13 protein-coding genes and 6 pseudogenes are annotated in these 19,547 nt (G+C 72.4%); 13 read left to right on the forward strand and 6 right to left on the reverse strand.

The genetic code is table 11. The features are described from left to right. The first annotated feature begins 74 nt into the window (after positions 1 to 74). The 4 genes and pseudogenes from ACZ52C_RS38170 to ACZ52C_RS38185 form a co-directional block, all read left to right on the forward strand. Positions 75 to 680, forward strand: coding sequence for a sulfite oxidase-like oxidoreductase (locus ACZ52C_RS38170; protein WP_469079135.1), 606 nt, complete (start codon positions 75 to 77; stop codon positions 678 to 680). A 22-nt stretch (positions 681 to 702) separates the two neighbouring features. Then, on the forward strand, positions 703 to 1,482 hold the full coding sequence (locus tag ACZ52C_RS38175) for a ferredoxin reductase (RefSeq protein ID WP_469079172.1): 780 nt from the start codon (positions 703 to 705) through the stop codon (positions 1,480 to 1,482). Between the two features lie 125 nt (positions 1,483 to 1,607). Then, positions 1,608 to 2,192 (forward strand): Rv1733c family protein, encoded by a 585-nt coding sequence (locus ACZ52C_RS38180; protein ID WP_469079136.1) that lies wholly within the window; start codon positions 1,608 to 1,610, stop codon positions 2,190 to 2,192. A gap of 138 nt (positions 2,193 to 2,330) precedes the next feature. Further along, positions 2,331 to 2,567: pseudogene (locus ACZ52C_RS38185) on the forward strand (transposase); the annotation flags it as partial. 38 nt (positions 2,568 to 2,605) lie between these two features. On the opposite strand, the pseudogene ACZ52C_RS38190 reads toward ACZ52C_RS38185, so the two are convergent. Together ACZ52C_RS38190 and ACZ52C_RS38195 are read right to left on the reverse strand one after the other, a co-directional pair. Beyond that, positions 2,606 to 2,807 (reverse strand): annotated as a pseudogene (locus ACZ52C_RS38190) (IS5/IS1182 family transposase); the annotation flags it as partial. A 39-nt stretch (positions 2,808 to 2,846) separates the two neighbouring features. Continuing rightward, complete coding sequence (locus ACZ52C_RS38195; protein ID WP_469079137.1) at positions 2,847 to 3,857, reverse strand: GlxA family transcriptional regulator; 1,011 nt, start codon at positions 3,855 to 3,857, stop codon at positions 2,847 to 2,849. A gap of 87 nt (positions 3,858 to 3,944) precedes the next feature. Here ACZ52C_RS38195 and ACZ52C_RS38200 point away from each other — a divergent pair. The 6 genes and pseudogenes from ACZ52C_RS38200 to ACZ52C_RS38225 all read left to right on the forward strand — a co-directional run. After that, positions 3,945 to 4,880: pseudogene (locus ACZ52C_RS38200) on the forward strand (NADP-dependent oxidoreductase); the annotation flags it as partial. 33 nt (positions 4,881 to 4,913) lie between these two features. Further along, positions 4,914 to 5,672 (forward strand): annotated as a pseudogene (locus ACZ52C_RS38205) (nuclear transport factor 2 family protein); the annotation flags it as partial. A 134-nt stretch (positions 5,673 to 5,806) separates the two neighbouring features. Next, positions 5,807 to 6,754 (forward strand): annotated as a pseudogene (locus tag ACZ52C_RS38210) (solute symporter family protein); the annotation flags it as partial. A 125-nt stretch (positions 6,755 to 6,879) separates the two neighbouring features. Beyond that, a complete protein-coding gene (locus ACZ52C_RS38215) occupies positions 6,880 to 7,848 on the forward strand; it encodes an acetylxylan esterase (RefSeq protein ID WP_469079138.1) in 969 nt (322 codons plus the stop codon). Positions 7,849 to 7,862: 14 nt separating this feature from the next. Further along, a complete protein-coding gene (locus tag ACZ52C_RS38220) occupies positions 7,863 to 8,285 on the forward strand; it encodes a nuclear transport factor 2 family protein (protein WP_469079139.1) in 423 nt (140 codons plus the stop codon). 105 nt (positions 8,286 to 8,390) lie between these two features. Beyond that, a complete protein-coding gene (locus ACZ52C_RS38225; protein WP_469079140.1) occupies positions 8,391 to 9,551 on the forward strand; it encodes a serine hydrolase domain-containing protein in 1,161 nt (386 codons plus the stop codon). A gap of 316 nt (positions 9,552 to 9,867) precedes the next feature. Here the strand turns inward: ACZ52C_RS38225 and ACZ52C_RS38230 are convergent, their stop codons facing one another. Further along, entirely contained in the window at positions 9,868 to 10,614 is a 747-nt protein-coding gene (locus tag ACZ52C_RS38230; RefSeq protein ID WP_469079141.1) for a class I SAM-dependent methyltransferase, read from the reverse strand. A 63-nt stretch (positions 10,615 to 10,677) separates the two neighbouring features. On the opposite strand from ACZ52C_RS38230, the gene ACZ52C_RS38235 reads away from it, so the two are divergent. Next, a complete protein-coding gene (locus ACZ52C_RS38235; RefSeq protein WP_469079142.1) occupies positions 10,678 to 12,264 on the forward strand; it encodes an alpha-amylase family glycosyl hydrolase in 1,587 nt (528 codons plus the stop codon). A gap of 31 nt (positions 12,265 to 12,295) precedes the next feature. Here the strand turns inward: ACZ52C_RS38235 and ACZ52C_RS38240 are convergent, their stop codons facing one another. Next, entirely contained in the window at positions 12,296 to 14,134 is a 1,839-nt protein-coding gene (locus tag ACZ52C_RS38240; RefSeq protein ID WP_469079143.1) for an alkaline phosphatase family protein, read from the reverse strand. 345 nt (positions 14,135 to 14,479) lie between these two features. Here ACZ52C_RS38240 and rho point away from each other — a divergent pair, with 345 nt between their 5' ends. Then, a complete protein-coding gene (rho, locus tag ACZ52C_RS38245) occupies positions 14,480 to 15,622 on the forward strand; it encodes a transcription termination factor Rho (RefSeq protein WP_469079144.1) in 1,143 nt (380 codons plus the stop codon). An 80-nt stretch (positions 15,623 to 15,702) separates the two neighbouring features. Beyond that, positions 15,703 to 16,929 (forward strand): D-alanyl-D-alanine carboxypeptidase family protein, encoded by a 1,227-nt coding sequence (locus ACZ52C_RS38250; RefSeq protein ID WP_469079145.1) that lies wholly within the window; start codon positions 15,703 to 15,705, stop codon positions 16,927 to 16,929. A gap of 275 nt (positions 16,930 to 17,204) precedes the next feature. Here the strand turns inward: ACZ52C_RS38250 and ACZ52C_RS38255 are convergent. Beyond that, positions 17,205 to 18,062, reverse strand: a pseudogene (locus ACZ52C_RS38255) (glycosyltransferase family 87 protein); the annotation flags it as partial. After that, a complete protein-coding gene (gene mptB / locus ACZ52C_RS38260; RefSeq protein ID WP_469079173.1) occupies positions 18,059 to 19,447 on the reverse strand; it encodes a polyprenol phosphomannose-dependent alpha 1,6 mannosyltransferase MptB in 1,389 nt (462 codons plus the stop codon). The pseudogene ACZ52C_RS38255 and the gene mptB, both read right to left, overlap by 4 nt. Positions 19,448 to 19,547: the final 100 nt, after the last annotated feature.

A 19,547-nucleotide genomic window follows, 5' to 3' on the forward strand; every position in this document is an offset into this window, starting at 1 on the left:
CCCGGGGCCGGGGCACGCTCCGGCGGCACGTACGGTGGAGTGACCAGCAACCACCGCCGTCACGTTGGACGCCCATGAACGTCACCCGAGGTTTCACCGGACGCTCCCGCGTCCAGCACCCAGGACTGCCGCCCGGCCAGTACGACGCCGGCGACGACTGGCCCGTCCTGTCGGCCGAGGTCACGCCCGACCTGACACCCGCCGACTGGACGTTCCGGATCGACGGCCTGGTGGCGGAGCCCCGCTCCTGGGACTGGGACGAGGCGCACGCGCTGCCCGCGTCGGTGTACGAGGGCGACATCCACTGTGTGACGAGCTGGTCGAAGTTCGGGGTGCGTTTCGGGGGCGTCTCGCTGGACGCGTTCTGGGACGTGGTCCGGCCCGACGCGTCCGCCACGCACGTGGTCGCGTACGCGCACAGCGGCTACACCACGAACCTCCCGCTCGCCGATCTCACCGGCGGGCGCGCCTGGATCGCCTGGGAGTACGACGGCCGGCCGCTGCCCGCCGAGCACGGCGGTCCGGCGCGGCTGCTGGTGCCGCATCTGTACTTCTGGAAGAGCGCCAAGTGGATCGCGGGCCTGCGGCTGCTCGACCACGACGAGCCCGGCTTCTGGGAACAGAACGGCTACCACGCGCGGGGCAACCCGTGGGAGGAGCAGCGGTACTCCGGTGACTGAGTCGACAGCCCCGTACTCGCCGATCGCGCCACGGGCGGCCGGCGCGCCGCACACGGCCTTCGCGCCGCCGACCCGGTTCGCCGTGCCCGGCCGTATCGCGGTGAGCAACCGGACGGCGGCCCTGTGGCAGACGGCCACGCTGACGGAGATCCGGTCGGAGACGCCCCTGGTGTCCACGTTCCGGTTCGCGGTGCCCGGGTGGGCGGGGCATCTGCCGGGACAGCATCTGATGCTGCGGCTGACCGCCCGGGACGGCTACACGGCGCAGCGGCACTACTCGCTGGCGTCCCCGCCGGACGACGCGGGGCACATCGAGCTGACCCTGGACCACGTCGAGGGCGGTGAGGTGTCCGGCTGGTTCCACACCGAGGCCAGGCCGGGGGACACGGTGGAGGTGCGCGGCCCGCTCAGCGGTTTCTTCGCCTGGCCCGGGGACCGGCCCGCGCTGCTGGTCGGCGCCGGTTCCGGTGTCGTCCCGCTGATGTCGATGCTCCGCCACCACCGTCGGCGGGCGCTCGACGTACCCCTGCGGCTGCTGGTGTCCGCGCGCGGGCCGGAGGAGCTGATCTACGGGGCGGAGTACGGCGCGGAGACCACGGCCGTGTTCACACGGCGGGCGCCCGAGGGGGCGCCGGTGGGGCGGCTGTCGGCGGCGCACGTGGCGACGGTGCTGGCCGAGCCGCCGGCGGGCGGGTGGGAGGCGTACGTGTGCGGCTCCAACGCGTTCGCCGAGCACGCCTCTCGGCTGCTGGTGGCGGCCGGACAGCCGGTGGACCGCATTCGCATCGAGCGCTTCGGCTGACCCTTCGCGCCATGATTTATGGCGCAAATCATGCCATCACGCCCTCTTTCGGGTACACCGGAAGTGCGGACCAGTCCTAACCGGGGTTCTCGTATCCGAGGACCGTGCCGGTGAGGGAGGGCGAGATGCGAGGCCAGGTCTTCGGATGGCGTTGGCGCGCCAATTCGCTGCGGCGACGCTCGGACGTCGTCGAGGCGTGGACGGTGCTGTGCGTCGTGCTGCTGCTCGTCCTGGTCGCCCCGGCCGTGGGGGTCGCGGTGGGCCGCTGGGCCCACGGGGACGCGCGGGCGCACGCAGCGGCCGAGCGGGCCGCGCTGGACCGGGTCAGTGCCGTGGTCGTCGAGAAGGCGCCCGCCGCCCTGCCCTCGGCGCACGGCGACCGGCAGCCCCTGTACTGGGTGGGGGCCCGGTGGACCGAACCCGACGGCGGCTCCCGGACCGGTGAGGCCCGGGTGCCGGCGGGCACCGCGCGGGGCGATCGCGCCGATGTGTGGCTGGACGAGGCCGGGCACAGTGTCCAGCCGCCGCCGACCGCCACCGCCGTCTGGCAGCACGCGCTGGCCATGGGGACCTGCGCCACGGGCGGCGCCGTCGCCGTCGTGCTCCTCGGGCACGTCGTGATCCGCCGCATCGCCATTCGCCACCGGCTCGCCGAATGGGAGCAGGAGTGGGCGCGGACGGGGCCCGACTGGGGACACCGCTGGGCCTGACGCGGCGCGGGAACGAACCTCGCGCTTTCATGAGCGTGCTCGTCCATGCCTTGATCAAATAAGCGGAGACTCCCCTGACCTGCAACGATGGGCCTTGCCTAGGGTCCTGTTGGCTGTACGGGAAGAAGCACTCTCCAGGTGAGCAAGCGTGTCGGGTGGTACCCGCGTGTCCACGTCGAGGGCGGCGGCCGCGGGGTGGTCTCGCAGGCCGGCGCCGTGCTGCTCGTCGCGACGGTCCGCAAGGTGGGTCTGGACACCGCGATATCGGCGGCAATGGCGCCCTGCCGCAAGCCGCGGACGGTGCACGACCCGGGCAAGGTCCTGCTGGATGTCGCGCTCGCGACAGCTCTGGGCGGGGACTGCCTCGCCGACCTCGACCAGGTCGGGGTTGGCGAGTGGCATCGAGCCCACCCGTAGAAGTCGATGACCTGGGCGTTACGGTCGGGTGCAGCGGCGGGTTTCGCCGAAGCCGTTCATCCACGAGTTGGTCCGCCCCACCACCCACCTCTTGCCGATCCGGATCGGTGCGGGCAAGCCCTTGCAGGCGATCTGGGCGTCGAAGCCGATCTCGTCGAGCAACTCACGGGTGCGTTTGCTGTCATACCCGCGACCGATACCGGTCCCCGGCACAGTCGATGGTATGACGTGCATAATTTAACATTGAGGGCCACGTGCTTGACCGTCCCGCCGAGCATCCGCCGCGGCGGCACGGCTCGTTGCCGGTGCGCCTCGGAAGGTGCGCCGGTAGGCCAGTGGTGTGACGCCGATGGCGGCGTGCAGGTGTTCGCGCAGCGAGGTGCCGCCGGCGAAGCCGACCTGGCCGGCGATCTCGTCGACCGGCAGGTCGGTGGATTCCAGCAACTGCCGGGCCCGGTCGACGCGTTGCTGGATGAGCCAGCGTCCGGGGCTCAAGCCGACTTCTTCTTTGAAGCGGCGGGCGAAGGTGCGCTGGCTCATGTTCGACTGCTCTGCAAGGTCGCTCAGCATCAGCGGCTTGTGCAGGTTCTGCAGCGCCCACTGCCGGGCGGCGGACGTGTCGTTCGCCGTTGCGTCGGGGACCGGGTGTTCGATGTACTGCGCCTGGCCTCCGTCGCGCCACGGAGGGACGACGCAGGTGCGGGCCACACGGTTGGCGATCTCGCTGCCGTGGTCCTTGCGGACAAGGTGCAGGCAGACATCGATGCCGGCAGCGGCACCGGCCGAGGTCAGCACGTCGCCTTCGTCGACGAACAGGACGTTCGGGTCGAGTTCCACCTGCGGGTACCACTCCCGGAAGAGGCCCGTGGCGTGCCAGTGCGTGGTGGCCCGGTGCCCGTCGAGCAGCCCCGCCGCGGCCAGCACGAAGGCGCCGGTGCAGGTCGACACGATCCGGGTGCCGGGGGCCACGTACGCGAGGACTTGCGCCAGGTCGACCGACGTCTGACGGCGGGGGTTGCCGGTGTGGAACGGCGCGATGATGACGGTGTCGGCGGTGCGCAACGCCTCCGGGCCATGATCGACGCTGATGGAGAAGTCCGCGTTGGTGCGCACCGGGTGACCGTCGATGGTGCAGGTCACGACCTCGTAGCGGCCGTCCGCGGCGCCGAAGACGCGGTGGGGAATGCCCAGGTCGAACGGGTACACCCCGTGTGAGGCGAGGACAACGACGCGGTGCACCTTGATCACGGCAGGATCCCGTCGAAAATTGGCGATCGCGCGATTGTAGCGGCCTGTGACGGCGGCCAGGCTGGGCCCATGACGGACACCGAGACCATGCGAGCCATCAGCCAGGACACCTACGGCGCCCCCGACGTGCTGCAGGAGACCCTGCTGCCCAAACCGGCGCCAGGGGTGAGCGAGATCCTGGTCGCCGTCCACGCGGCCGGGGTCAACCCGACCGACTGGGGGAACCGTGCCCAGTCCGCGACCATCGCCCGGATGCCGCTGGTGCTCGGCTGGGACGTCTCCGGCGTCGTCGAGGCCGTCGGCGTGGGCGTCACGCTGTTCAAGCCCGGCGACGAGGTCTTCGGCATGCTGCCCTACCCGGGCGGAGTCGGCTCGCACGCCGAGTACGTGACCGGGCCGGCCCGCGTCTTCACGCACAAGCCCGCCGGCATCGACCACGTCCAGGCGGGTGCGCTGCCGCTGGCCGCGCTGACCGCCCACCAGGCACTGGTCGACACCGCCGGCGTCCGGGCCGGGCAGCGAGTCCTGATCCACGCGGCGGCCGGCGGCGTCGGTCACCTCGCCGTGCAGATCGCCAAGGACCGCGGCGCGTACGTGATCGGCACCGCCAGCGCCGCCAAACACGACTTCCTGCGATCCCTCGGTGCCGACGAGGTCATCGACTACCACAGCGTCGACTTCACCGAGGCGCTCAGCGACATCGACGTGGTCCTCGACCCGATCTCCCGTGACTCCGCCGCCCGCGCCCGATCCGTGGCCGTGCTGCGCCCGGGCGGCACACTCGTCTCGATCCTTCCGGTACCCGTCGACGCCGGCGAACTGGCGACGATCGCCGAGCGGGGGATCCGCTACGAGTCGCTGCTGGTCGAGGCCGACCACGCCGGCATGCAGGCCATCGCCTCCCTCGTCGAGACCGGCGCACTGCGCGCCCACATCGACGCCACCTTCCCGCTCGCCGAGGCCGCGAAGGCGCACACGCTCGGCGAGACCGGCCGCACCACCGGCAAGATCGTGCTGACTGTCCGAGACAGCAAGGCACAACTTGCCAAGCAACTGCTGCATGACGTGTTCGTCCTCGGCGACACGGCCATCGTCGATCGGGTCGTGCGGCCCGATTCCTACATCCAGCACAACCCCCTGGCGCCCGACGGAGCCGACGCCCTCAAGAACTTCAGCGGCGCCATGCGACAGCAGTTCCCGCAGGCCGCCTTCGAGCCCCGCCGGATCATCACCGACGGCGATCTGGTGCTGCTGCACTCCCGCTACGTCATGGTGCCGGGCACCCCGGGTCTGGCCGTGTTCGACCTGTTCCGCTTCCAGGACGGCAAGATCGCCGAGCACTGGGACGTCATTCAGGAAGTGCCCGCCACCACGGCCAGCGGCAACGACATGTTCGCCACGCTCAGCGAGCCGCGGACCGACGCGGTCGGGCAGCGGTGGTTCACCGCCTACCACAAGGAACTGGTCACCGCGTTCGTCGACCAACTGCTGGTCCGCAAGGACCTGACCGCCATCGATGCCTACGTCGGCGCCGACTACCACGAACACAGCCCGAACATCTCCGACGGCGCGGCCGGCCTCAAGGCCGACCTGGGCAGCTACTTCGACAAGTTCCCGCAGTCGAGTGTCACACCGAAACGCGTCATCGCCGAAGGCGACCTGGTCGCCGTGCACAGCCACTACGTCGACACGCCGGGCGAGCGTGGCCGGTCGGTCATCGACCTCTTCCGGGTCCGCGATGCCAGGATCGTCGAGCACTGGAGCTCCGAACAGGCCGTGCCCGAGACCGCCGCCAACGACAACACGATGTTCTGACAGCCGCCGGGGGCGGGGCGAATCGTGTCCAGCCCCCACAAGAGCGACCGGCATCAGCCTCGCGCTTTCATGGGCGTGCTCGTCCACGTCTTGATCAAATAAGTGGAGAGTGCTCCTGAACTGCAACGATGGGACTTGTCCAGGGTATCGGCGGTATGCCCGGCGCGACGTTCATCCAGGTGGTCAAGGCCGTGATGCTGGTCGCCGGGGTCACGGTGGTCGCGGTCCTGGTGCTGCACCGCTTCGACTGGGACATCGACGGGCTGCTGGCGTCCGCCACCGCGGGCAGCGGGCTGGGCGACGCCTATCTCCAGCCCGGTCTGCGCTACGGGGCGGGCCCCATCAGCAAGATCGACTTCTTCAGTCTGCAACTGGCCATCGTGCTCGGCCTCGCCGCGCTCCCCCACGTCATGATGCGGCTGTTCGCGCCGCGCCGGACCAGGGTGCTGCGCGCCTCGGTGGTGTGGGCGGTGGGCCTGGTCGGGTTCGTGTGCCTGATGGCCGGCGTGCTGGGCCTCGGCGCCACGGCCGTCGTCGGCCGGGAGACCATCGCCGACATCGACCACAAGGGCGACGCCGCCGTCCTGCTCCTCGCCCACGAGCTGGGCGGCGAGGTGATCCGCAAGGGCAGGGCCAAGGAGACGCAGGAGCTGGGCGTGGCCCGGATCGCCGCGGTGGTCCTGGGTGTGCTGAGCATGATGTTCGCCCTGCTGGCCTGGGGCACCAACACCGCCACCCTGGCGTTCCTGGCCTTCGCGATCGCCGCGTCCGCCATCCTGCCGACCATCGTCCACAGCCTGTTCTGGCGGGGGTTCACCGCGCGCGGCGCCCTGCTCAGCCTGTACGGCGGTCTGGCCACCTCGGTGGTGCTCGTGCTGTTCTCGCCGGTGGTCTCCTCCACCCCCGGGTCGGTCCATCCGCACGCCGACTTCGCCTGGTTCCCGCTGCAGAATCCGGGCATCGTGTCGATCCCCGCGGGCTTCCTGCTGGGCTGGCTCGGCTCCCGTCTCGGTCCCCGGGAGGACGAGAGCGTGTACGAGGACTTCGAGGTCCGGGCCCTGGTCGGGGCCGACCACCGGTGAGCCCCGGCACCCACCACGGGTGAACCGTGGGGCGTCGCGGTCCCGGCAAGAGCCCCTTGGCGGGCCGCGACCGCCCCACGTACGGTGTGATCATCCGCACCTCAGAACTCAAAAGGTGGTCCTTCATGGCCCTGTTCGACCTGCCGTTGGACGAGCTCCGTGGTTATCGAAGCGCTTCAACCGAGCCCGAGGACTTCGACGCCTTCTGGGCGAAGACGCTCCAGGAGGCGCGCGAGCACGACCTGGACGCCCGTTTCGAGCCGGTCGAGACCCATCTGAAGACGGTCGAGGTCCACGACGTCACCTACTCCGGGTTCGGCGGTCACCCGGTCAAGGGCTGGCTGGTCCTCCCGGCCGGGGCGACCGAACCGCTGCCCACCGTCGTGGAGTTCATCGGCTACGGCGGCGGTCGCGGCCTGTCCCACACCCACCTCCTGTGGGCCTCCGCGGGCTACGCGCACTTCGTCATGGACACCCGGGGCCAGGGCAGCGCCTGGGGCGGGGGCGGCGACACCTCCGACCCGGTGGCCGGCGCGCCCGCCTTCCCCGGCTTCATGACCCGCGGCATCGACGCCCCCGAGAACTACTACTACCGCCGGGTCTACACCGACGCCGTACGCGCGGTGGAGGCCGCCCGCGCGCATCCGCGGACCGACGCCGCGCGCACCGCCGTGGTCGGTTCCAGCCAGGGCGGCGGGATCTCGATCGCGGTCGGCGGACTGGTCCCCGACCTGGTGGCGGTCGCGCCCGACGTGCCGTTCCTGTGCGACTTCCCGCGCTCCACCACCATCACCGACCGGGATCCGTACCGCGAGATCGGCAAGTACCTCAAGACCCACCGCGGCCGCACGGAGCAGGTGGGACGCACCCTCTCCTACTTCGACGGCGTGCACTTCGCCGCGCGCGGGCGGGCCGCGGCGCTGTTCTCGGCGGCCCTGGAGGACCAGACCTGCCCGCCGTCCACGGTCTTCGCCGCCTTCAACGCCTGGGCCGAGGCCAACAAGCGCATCGAGGTCTACGACTTCAACGACCACGAGGGCGGCGGCCCCTACCAGGAGGCGGTCAAGCTGCGCTGGCTGGCCTCCCACCTCTGAGGGAGGCGGCCAGCATGGACACGGCGGAGGCCGCCCAGCGGTTCGTGGGGGTGTGGCAGTGGGCATGGGCCGCCCATGACGTGGACGCGATCCTGGAGTTGTACGCGCCGGACTGTGTGCACCGTTCGATGCCCTTCCGGGAGCCGCACCGGGGCCGCGACGAACTCGCCGAGTATCTGCGCTGGTCCTTCGCCGACGAGTGGGTGGACGACGTGCGCTTCTCGGACCCGGTGATCGGCCAGGACGGTGTGGCCGTCGCCGAGTTCCGGGTGCTGTCCGAGGTCGGCCAGGAGCCACAGACCCTCGCCGGCTGTGTCTTCGTCCGGTTCGACGCGACCGGCCTGGCCGTGGAGACCCGTGACTACTGGCATCTGATCCCGGTGCACACGGAGCCCTCCCGCCCGATGTTCCTGCCGCGGACCCCGCGGGGCGGGTGAGGCTGCCTCCGCCGCACGGCTTCCCTCCTGTCCGACCAGTCGGTATGTTCGGGGAGGCCGGGCGGCCCACGTCCCGGCGAACGGCGGCGGGCGACGGAGGGGTTCATGTCCGAGTCTCAGGTCCGGGGTCACTGCGAGGCGCGGTTCGCGGCCGTGCGCGGCGCGTTCGAGGAGAACTTCGCCGAGCGTGACGAGCTGGGGGCCGCGGTCACGGTGACGCTGGACGGCGAGACCGTGGTGGACCTGTGGGGCGGCTGGGCCGACGCGGCGCGGACCCGCCCCTGGGAGCGGGACACCGTGGTCAACGTCTGGTCGACGACCAAGGGCGCGACCGCGCTGTGCGCGCACGTCCTCGCCGACCGGGGGCTGCTCGACCTGGACGCCCCGGTGGCCGCGTACTGGCCGGAGTTCGCGGCGGCCGGCAAGGAGGGCGTCCTCGTCCGGCATCTGCTGTCGCACCGGTCGGGGCTCGCGGGGCCGCGCGAGCCGCTGTCGTTCGAGCAGCTCCTGGACTGGGAGCTGACCGTCGAACGGCTCGCCGCGCAGGAGCCGTGGTGGGAGCCGGGCACGCGGTCGGGGTACCACGCCATGACGTTCGGCTTCCTCGTCGGTGAGGTGGTCCGGCGGGTGTCGGGGCTGCTGCCGGGCGCGTTCCTGGCGCGGGAGGTGACCGGGCCGCTCGGTATCGACTTCACCATCGGGCTGCCCGAGGCGCAGGCGTCCCGGGCGGCCGAGCTGGTGCATCCGCCGGCCGCGACCACCAGTGAACAGGCGGCGGTCTTCGCCCAGTTGACGCCCACCGCGCTGGCCGCCCTCGCCAACCCGTTGGTCGGCGCGGCGGAGGCCAACAGCCCCGAATGGCGGGCCGCGGAGGTGCCGGCCGCCAACGGCCACGGCACCGCGCGGGCGGTGGCCGCGCTGTACGGGATCCTCGCGACGGGCGGCACCTGGGGCGGCCGGGAGGTGCTGTCCGCGAAGGCGGCCGCGCGGGTCCGTGAGGGACAGGGAGCCTGCCGTGACCTGGTGCTCGGCGCCGGGTTCGGCCGGGACACGGAGATCGGGCTGGGGCTGTGGCTGAGCGGTCCGCACGGCTCGTACGGACCGAACCCCCGGGCCTTCGGCCACGACGGCTACGGCGGCTCCTGCGGTCTCGCCGACCCGGAGGCCGGCGTCTCCCTCGGCTACGTCATGAACCGCATGGGTCCGCACATCGCCGACGACCCGCGCAAGACGGCGCTGGTGGAGGCGGTCCACAGCGCGCTGTGAGCCACGAGGCGGCCGGCCCCGTGGGGGTCCGGGGTCCTCACGCGGCTGAAGAAGGCCCGCTGTCCGGTCGTCGCCCCGGCCGACCCGCTCCAGCTGGAGGCGCTTCCCGACGGGGCCGGCCACCACGACGTGGCCATCGAGTCCACGGTGCGGGCGGCTCCCCCGCCCTGGAGCGCTTCCAGGCGGACCGGGCGGGCTCGCACACGATCGAGGTCGACTCCTCGCACGTGGTGATGGTGTCCCACCCGGACAAGGTCACCGCCCTCATCAAGTCGGCGGCGAAGTCCACCCGTCGAGGCGAGGACCCGGTGTGCGCTCAGCCCTCGCGGGTGGCCACCACCATGCGGCAACGGGGGCTGCCGTCGGGCCGTCGGCCGAACTCGGGCAGCGCGAACAGCTCCACCGCGAAGCCGGCCCGTTCCAGCTCGTGCCGTACGAGGCCGAGCCGGAACGGCCGGTAGTACATGACGAACGGCGGCCGCCAGACCGCGTTGCGCACCCGCATCGCCGCGTCGAAGCCCAGGGCCGCCCAGTACCAGGGGGAGCGGGCCGGGGCGGGCGCCGGCAGCGGGAACGCGAAGCGGCCGCCGGGTCGCAGGACGGAGTGGACCTCGGAGAACAGCCGCGGCAGTTCCTCCGGCAGGAAGTGCCCGAACGCGCCGAGGCTGACGGTCAGGTCGAAGGAGGAGGCGAACGGGAGGGCGAGGGCGTCGCCGCGCACCCAGGACAGGCGGGGCCCCTCGCCGTCGGCGAAGGCGCCCCCGGGGCCCACCCGCTCCCTGCCCACCGCCAGCATCCCGGCGCTGATGTCCACGCCGGTGACGCTCTCGCGGCAGACCTCGCGCAGCACCTCCATCCCGGCTCCGGTGCCGCAGCAGAGGTCGAGGCCGTCCTCGAACGGACCCATCGACGACAGGAACGCCTCGACCGCCTCCAGGACGGAGTCCGGCGTACGGAACGGCGTCCGGTCGAACTTGGGCGCGAGCAGGTCGTAGCCGTGTTCGACGGAGGAGAGCGCCTGAACGGCGAGTTCGCGGAGGCTGGGGCCTTGCGGGGTGAACATCGCCTCAGCTTAGGCCCTGACTCGGGGCAGCGGCCGGTGTGGAGTGTCGCCTAGGGTCCGGGCATGACTTCGTTCCGTCCCGCCCCGTCCTGGCTGGCCGACGCCGTCTTCTACCAGATCTATCCGCAGTCCTTCGCCGACTCCGACGGAGACGGCATCGGGGATCTCCCCGGGATCACCGACCGTCTCGACCATCTGTCCTGGCTGGGCGTCGACACCGTCTGGCTGAACCCCTGTTTCGTCTCCCCGTTCCGCGACGCCGGGTACGACGTCGCGGACTATCTGAACGTCGCCCCGCGCCACGGCTCGAACGACGACCTGGCGAGGCTCGTCGACGAGGCGGGCCGCCGGGGCATCCGGATCCTGCTGGATCTCGTCGCCGGCCACACGTCGATCGACCACCCGTGGTTCCGCGCCTCCGCGAACGACCCGGACGACCACCGCTACATCTGGACCGCCGAGGGCCGGCCCGACGGCTTCGTCGCCTCCCCCGGCACCCGTCCGGGCGCGTACCTCCCGAACTTCTTCGACTCGCAGCCCGCCCTCAACTTCGGTTACGCGCGCGCTCATCCGGCCGAGCCGTGGCGGCTGCCGGTCGACGCCGACGGGCCGCGCGCCAACCGCCGCGCCCTCCGCACGGTCATGGACCACTGGCTGAGCCTCGGCCTCTCCGGCTTCCGGGTCGACATGGCGGCGTCGCTCGTCAAGGACGACCCGGACCGGATCGAGACCGCCCGCATCTGGGCGGAACTGCGGCACTGGCTGGACACCACCCACCCCGACGCCGTGCTGCTCGCCGAGTGGGGCGAGCCGGAGATGTCGGTCCCGGCCGGTTTCCACGCCGACTTCTTCCTCCACTTCGGCGGCCCCACCGACGGCCTCGCCCTGCGCTCGCTGTGGAACAACGGCGGCGGCACGGTCCACACGGACTGGGACCCGCTCGACTGCTTCTTCGACGCGGACGGCCGGGGCTCACCGCGCCCGTTCGTCGAGGCCTGGCAGCGGGCGAGCGCGGCCGTCGACGGAGCGGGGTTCGTCTCCCTGCCCACCGCCAACCACGACTTCTCCCGCCTCAACTGCGGCCCCCGCACGCCCGATCAGCTCCCCGCGGCCTTCGCCTTCCAGCTGACCTGGCCGACGCTGCCGGCGATCTACTACGGCGACGAGATCGGCATGCGCTATCTCCCGGGCCTGCCCGACAAGGAGGGCAGCGTCCTCGGCCCCGACTACAACCGCGCGGGCTCCCGCACCCCCATGCAGTGGGACGACACCCCGAACGCGGGGTTCTCCACCGCCCCCGCCGACCGCCTCTACCTGCCCGTGGATCCCTCCCCCGACCGCCCGACCGTCGCCGCCCAGCGCACCGACGCCACCTCGCTCCTCCACCTCGTCCACCGCCTGATCGCCCTGCGCCGCCGGACCCCCGAACTGGGCTCCGGCGGCTCGGTGGAGGTGCTGCACGCGGGATACCCGTTCGTGTACGTGCGGGGCGGACGGTACCTCGTGGTGGTCAACCCCCAGCGGAACACGGTCGACCGGCCGTACGAGCACGCCGTCCGCGACACCCTGGAGGCGCGGGGCGTCGAGATCGCGGACGGCACGATCACCGCACGGGGCTTCGGGTTCGGGATCTTCGAACTCGACGGCTAGGGGCAAGGCCGCCCGCGCCGCCGTCGTACCGCTACGGCGCGGGCGAGCCGGCTGCCTTCGGCTCCTCGCCGTACGCCGTCAGGAAGCGGTCGCGGAAGGTGTCCATGCGCCAGACGGGGGCGTCGTCGCCGGGACGCAGTCCGTCCGACCAGCCCCAGTCGTCGATCCGGTCGAGGACCTCGGGGTCGTGGGCCACGACGGTGACCGGTACGTCGTGGCTCGCGCCGTTGCCGCTGACGCTGGCCATGGGCTGGTGGTCGCCGAGGAAGACCAGGACGGTGTTCTCGTCGCCGTACTTCTCCACGTACCGCAGAAGGCTGTGCAGCGAGTACTGGACGGACTTGCCGTACTCCTCCTTCACCTTGACGGGATCGGTGAACACGTCCGCGGGGTCCTTGCCGGCCTTCTCGATGTCCCGGTAGACGGAGCCGTCGCCGACCTCGTCCCAGCCGACCATCTTCGGCAGCGGGGCCCACGGCTGGTGGCTGGAGGTCAGGATGATCTCCGACATCAGCGGCTTGTCGCCCTTCTTCGCGGCCTCCAGACGCTGGAACGCGGTGAGGGCGTACTGGTCGGGCATGGTCGACCAGCTGAACTTCGGTCCCTGGTAGCCGAGATCGCGGGAGTCGTAGACCTTGTCGAGGCCGTAGAAGTCGCCCTCCGGCCAGTTCTTCTGCACCCCGGGCACGATGCCGACGGTCCGCCAGGCGCCGCTCCTGTGGAACGCGCCGGGCAGCGTGAGGCGTTCGCCGGCGGTGACGGTGCGGTAGCGGCTCTGGTTGTCGATCCACAGGCCCGTCAGGAACGTGGAGTGGCCGAGCCAGCTGCTGCCGCCGTACGTCGCGGAGGTCAACCAGCCGCTCTTCGCGGCGAACCCGGCCTCGGCCAGGGCCTTGCCCTCCTCGTCGAGGGCGGCGTTCACGCCGGGAGCGATGGCCGGCTCCTCCAGGGCCGCGCGGCCGTAGCTCTCGATGAAGGTGATCATGACGTCCTTGCCGCGCAGTCCGGTCAGCAGCCGGTCGGCGGGCACATCGGCGAACTCGTCCTTCTTGGCCTCCGCGGCGAACGCGGCCTCGTCCCGCAGGGTCTCCTGGACCCGGCCCCAACGGTCCTGCACGAAACCGATGGTGTTGCGGGAGGCGACCGCCGTGTTCCCGATCGGCGTCAGGCCGAGCGCCGCGCAGGTGATCCACACCGTCCCTGCGACGATCGTGCCCCGGGTCGCCCGGTCCCGGTCGCGGACCAGGAGGCCGACGAGCCGTACGACCGCCAGGGCCATGACGACGAACAGCAGCAGCACCAGGACGACGAGACCGACCACGGCGGCCGTCGCGCCCGTCGAGCCGAGCGTGTCCTGGACGTACGACTCGGCGTCGTCCAGCAGGCCCCAGTCGAGGACGACGTTGAAGCCCCGGCCGAGGAACTGGTTGAAGCCGATGTCGAGCGCCTTCACCACCACCAGCGCGGCCAGGCCGACGCCGATGACGACCGCGGCGACCAGCCTCGGCCGCCGGGGCAGCACCAGCATCAGGGCGGCGGCGAGGACCGGCTCCACGGGGATCCGCAGGAACTGCCGTGCCTCGAAGTACTCGACCTTGCCGGGCATCAGCAGCGCGAAGAACACCAGGGCGGCGGCCAGCGCCGTGACGCCCCACGACACGCTCCGCGCGGCGACCGGGTACTTCTCCTGGAAGGCCGTCCGGTACCGACGCCATCGACGGACGGGGGCGGCGGGCGCGACCGGTACGGCCTCCGCCGACGGCTCGCTCGCTTCGTCCTTCCCGACCGTCTCGTCCGCGTCGGACGCTGTGTCCACATCGGGTGATGTGTCCGCGTCGGGTGATGTGCTGGAGCGCGTGAAGAGCGACACGCGACGTTCCTTCCGTGCGAAGACCGCTGGCGGTGCGCCCATCTGTACGGGGGGCTCGCGAGATCAGTTCAACGGCCACGGGTAAGCCATCGGTAAGGAATCCCCGACGACCGGCCACCGATGGTGGTACATTGACCTTGGCACGTGTGCTACGCCCTTCTCAGGCGCCGGTGCCGCTCTCTCATCCTCGGCTTACGAGGTCTCTTCCGCTGAACCGCCCGTCGGGTTCCGACCGGCCGTCAGCTTTCCCGCACCGTCCGCGCCCCACCGGGCCGCCCCATGGGCGTGTGCCTCCCCCTCCCCCTTCCTTGTGTTTCTCCGACGTCCTCGAAAGGACCCCCGCTCATGACCACCACCACACTCGAACGCACGTCCACCGATCCCCGGCCCCCGGCCCGGGTCACCGGCGTCCTGGAGACCGCGCAGGGCGGACAGGGCCGGCTGCGCGTCGAGGGCTGCCTGCCCACCCCCGCCGACCCCCAGGTCCCCGCCGCGCTCGTCCGCCGGTACGGCCTACGCAGGGGCGACACCGTCGAGGGCGTGCACGACGGCCGGCGCGCCCTCACCGAGGTCGAGCGGATCAACGGCCGTACGCCCCAAGAGCTGCGCGGACGCCCGCACTTCCACGACCTCACCCCGCTGCACCCGCGCGAGCGACTGCGGCTCGAACACCCGGCGAGCGGCCTGACGGGCCGTCTGGTCGACCTTGTCGCCCCCGTCGGCAAGGGGCAGCGCGGACTGATCGTGGCGCCGCCCAAGACCGGCAAGACCGTCCTGCTCCAGCAGGTGGCCGCCGCGATCGCCGCCAACCACCCCGAGGCCCGCCTGATGGTGGTCCTGCTCGACGAACGGCCCGAGGAGGTGACCGACATGCGGCGCTCCGTGCGGGGCGAGGTGTACGCCTCGACGTTCGACCGGTCCCCCAAGGAGCACATCGCCCTCGCCGAACTCGTCGTGGAGCGCGCCAAGCGGCTCGTCGAGCAGGGTGAGGACGTGGTGATCCTCCTCGACTCCCTGACCCGGCTGTGCCGGGCGCACAACAACGCGGCCGCCTCCGGTGGCCGCACCCTCAGCGGCGGGGTCGACGCCGCCGCCCTGCACGGCCCCAAGCGGCTCTTCGGCGCCGCCCGGCTGACCGAGGAGGCCGGTTCCCTCACCATCCTGGCCACCGCCCTGGTGGACACCGGCTCCCGCGCCGACGGCTTCTTCTTCGAGGAGCTCAAGGGCACCGGCAACATGGAACTCCGCCTGGACCGCGCCCTCGCCGACCGGCGGGTCTTCCCGGCCGTGGACATCACCCCGTCCGGCACCCGGCGCGAGGAACTCCTGTTGACGACAGGCGAGTTGACGACCGTACGCGGTCTGCGGCGGGCCCTGCGGTCGCACGAGGGGCAGCCGAACCTGGAGACGCTGCTGGAGCGGCTGCGCGCCACGCCGGACAACGCGGCCTTCCTGCGGCAGGTACGGCCCACGCTGCCGGCGGCATGACATGCGGCATCCGGGTGCTCCATCCGTGCGCTCGGCCCGGGCATCCCGGACTGGGGCACGCCCCTTCCTACGTTTTCGGTATGACCATCGGATTCTCCTCCCGCGCTCCCCGTGCTGCTCGCGCCCCCCGTGCGGGCCGCGCTCCCCGTGCGGCCCGCATCGCCGTGTGCTGCACCGCCGTCTGCGCGCTCGGGGCCCTGGCCGTCGCGACCGACCCCGAAGCCGTCGGCCCCCGGCCGGAGACGGGCAGGCAGGACGCCAAGGCCGCACAGGGGTCACCGTCCCTGTACGGGCACGGGACACAGGTGCGGCGCCGGGCCGGGGCGCCCGGGGTGCCGCAGGACGTGTCCGCGGTGGCGTGGCTGGTCGCCGACGCCGACAGCGGCGCGGTGCTCGCCGCGCACGACGCGCACCGCCGGCTGCCGCCCGCGAGCACGCTGAAGACCCTGTTCGCGCTCACCGTGCTGCCGGGCCTCCCGGCGGGCCTGAGACACACCGTGAAGCGCGAGGAACTGGCCGGCATCGGCGCCGGGAGCAGCCTCGTCGGCCTCCAGGAGAACCGCACGTACACCGTCGCCGACCTGTGGCGCGGAGTCTTCCTCAGCTCCGGCAACGACGCCGTCCGCGTCCTCGCCCACCTCAACGGCGGCTGGAAGGCCACCGCCGAGCAGATGCGGGACAAGGCCCGCGCCCTGGGCGCCCGTGACACCCGCGTCGTCTCGCCCGACGGCTACGACGCGCCCGGCCAGGTGTCGTCCGCCTACGACCTGGCGGTGTTCGGACGGGCCGGGCTGCGCAACGCGGAGTTCGCCGGGTACTGCGCCACGGCCACCGCGAGGTTCCCGGCGGGCAGCTGGTCGTACGGCATCCAGAACACCAACCGGCTGCTCACCGGCGTCGGCGTCGAGCGCTATCCGGGGCTGATCGGCGTCAAGAACGGCTACACCACCAACGCGGGCAACACACTGATCGCCGCCGCGAAACGGGGCGGGCGCACCCTCGTCGTGACGGTGATGCGCCCCGAGTCGGGCGGCGGCCACGCCGTCTACGAGGAGGCGCGCTCCCTGCTCGACTGGGGGTTCGCCGCCGCCGGGCGGGTCGACGCCGTGGGCTCGCTCCTTCCGCCTCGTCCGGCGGCCGCGCCTCAGGCCGGCCCGGGGTCGCTGCCGGCGGTCCGCGCGGAGGCGGCCGGGGCGACCGTTCCCGGCTGGCCGGTGGTGGGCGCCATCACGGGCGCCGCCGGCGTGGGCGCGGCGGCCGTGGCCCTCGCGCTGCGGCTCAGGTTCGGCCGGTCCGCCCGGGGCTGACCGACCGGCAGCCACACCAGCAGACCGAGCGTGATCCACACATAGGTGTTGCCGCCGACGAAGCCGCCGATGCCGGACGCGTCGTCGAACCACAGCCAGACGACGCTGCTGCACAGCACCCCGTACAGCACCGCCGTGAGCGGCCGCAGCCGACGGTGGCGCAGCAGGACGGCGAAGGACGGCAGCAGCCACACCAGATGGTGCACCCAGGTGATCGGGCTGACCAGACAGCCGGTCAGCCCGGTGAGGGCGAAGGCGGCGATCCAGTCGTCGGCGCGGACCGCCGCCCGCGTCCGCCACGCCCACAGGCACACCACCACGAGCACCAGCGCCGCCCATACGACGCGGCTCGGTTCGTGCGGTGCCACGAGCCGGGCCAGGACGCCCTGCAACGACTGGTTGGAGACGTAGTCGAGACGGCCGACACGGCTGGTGTCCCACAGGGCCTCGGTCCAGTAGAAGCGCGAGGCGGCCGGGGCGATCCAGGCCGCCGCCGCGGTGGCGGCCGCGGTGACGGCCGTCGCGAGCCCGGCGGCCCGCCACCGCCGGGCGAGCAGCAGCAGTCCGATGAAGACGGCGGGTGTCAGCTTGACCGCCGCCGCAAGGCCGATGCCGACCCCCGCCAGGCGCCCCCGGCCCGTGGCCAGCAGCCGGGCGTCGGCCAGCACCAGGGTCAGCAGCACCAGGTTCACCTGCCCGAAGCTGAAGGTGTCCCGCAACGGTTCGAACAGGGCGAGCGCGCACAGGGCGAGGCCGACGCCGTACCAGCCGTGACGGCGCGGCGTCGATCCGGCCAGGACGTACAGCACGGCGGCGAGCGCCGCCAGGTTCAGCCCCAGGCAGATCACGATCGCGGTGCGCAGTCCGACCAGGGCCATCGGCAGCATGACGACGGCCGCGAACGGCGGATAGGTGAAGCCGTAGGTGGTGCCCGGCACCAGGTAGTCGTAGACATGGCCGTCGTGGTGGACCCAGCTGTCGATCGTGCCGTGGTAGACGCGCAGGTCGAAGAAGCCGCGCAGCAGCGGGACGGTCGCGGTGAAGACGGTGACGGCGAGGGCCACCCCGAGGAGGACCAGGAGACGGGCCCGGTCGCCGCGGGGCCGGAGCCGCCCCCGGTACGGTCCGCTCATGCCGTGCGCTCCAGGACCGGCGCCCGGGAAGCCTGTTCGGCCTGCCACAGCACGACCAGCGCGAGCACTCCCCCGCACACCGCGAGGACGAGCTGCTCGGTGTCCGCCGGGTTCCCGCTCGGCAGGACGGCGAGCGCGAGCACCCCGCTGGCGGCCGCGACCCGGCGCTGCACGGAGACCACGCGGGCGGCGGCCGCGATGAGGAACAGACCCCACAGGGCGTACCAGGGGCGGATCGCCGGGCCCAGCGCGGCCACGGCGGCCAGGCTCAGGCCGAGCGCGTACACCGGGCCGGGGCGCAGCCGGAACCATATGTGCAGCACGACGACGAGCGTCAGCAGCAGTCCGGCGGCGCGCCACGCCGGGAGGGCGAGGGGCGCCAGGTCGCTGCCGAGGTAGTGCAGCAGGGTGCCGGTGGCGCGGCCCAGAACGGTGGTGGGCGACCAGTTCTGCGGGGAGACGGGTGTGCGCAGCGCGGCGATCCAGCCGTATCCCGTGCCGGCCAGGGCGGTCGCGGCGGCGGTGGTGACGGCGGCGACGGCCAGGGTGCCCGCCGCGGTCCGGATCCGTGCCGTACGGCCGCGCATCACCACCACCGCCACCAGCCCGAGCGCGGCGGGTGCCTTCACCAGCGCGGCGAGCGTCACCAGGACGACGCCCACGAGGTACCAGCGGCCCCGCGCGAGCACCAGTCCGACGCCCAACAGGCCCAGCATCATCGCGTCGTTGTGGGCCCCGGCCACCAGGTGCAGGAGGACGAGCGGGTTGAGCGCGCCGAGCCAGAGGGCGACGGCCGGGTCGGCCCCGGTGTGCCGGGCGAGACGGGGCAGCGCCACGGCCATCAGCGCCACGCCGAGCAGGGCGATCAGGCGCATCCCGATGAGCCCGGCCGGTGTCCTGCCCTCGGTCAGGCCGGACAGCCCGGAGGCCAAGGCGAGGAAGACCGGGCCGTAGGGGGTCGCGGTGTGCCGCCACATGGGGGCCACCTCGTCGGCGAGCGGTCCGCCGAGGCGGGCGGGTCCGTGCAGGTAGACGTCCATGTGCGCGTCGACCATGGCGCCCTGGGCGAGATAGCTGTAGACGTCCCGGCTGAACAGCGGGGGCGCGAGCAGCAGGGGTGCCGCCCAGAGGGCCAGCACGAGCGACAGGGCGCGCGGAGTGGGTGGTTCGGGGCCCCGTACCACCTTGCCCAGCAGCGCCCAGGCGGCGGTGAGCAGGACGACGCCGAAGTAGACACCGACGAGGCCCAGTGCGCCGCGCCCCGAGGTCGGCGAGAGCAGTTCCCGCACGGGGAGGGCTCCGGCGGTCTCCCCTCCGAGGGCGAGGAAGGCGGATCCGGCCAGGCCGAGTGCCTGGCAGCGGCGCAGATCGACGGGAAGAGCAATGGCCAACACTCGGTCAGGCTGTCAACGCCGGGTGGCGCGGAAGCGACGTCGTGTCTTCCGGGCGGGTACCGGGACGTGACCATGAGCGAACCGCCGCCCC

This window comes from Streptomyces sp. NPDC034049, assembly GCF_055575575.1.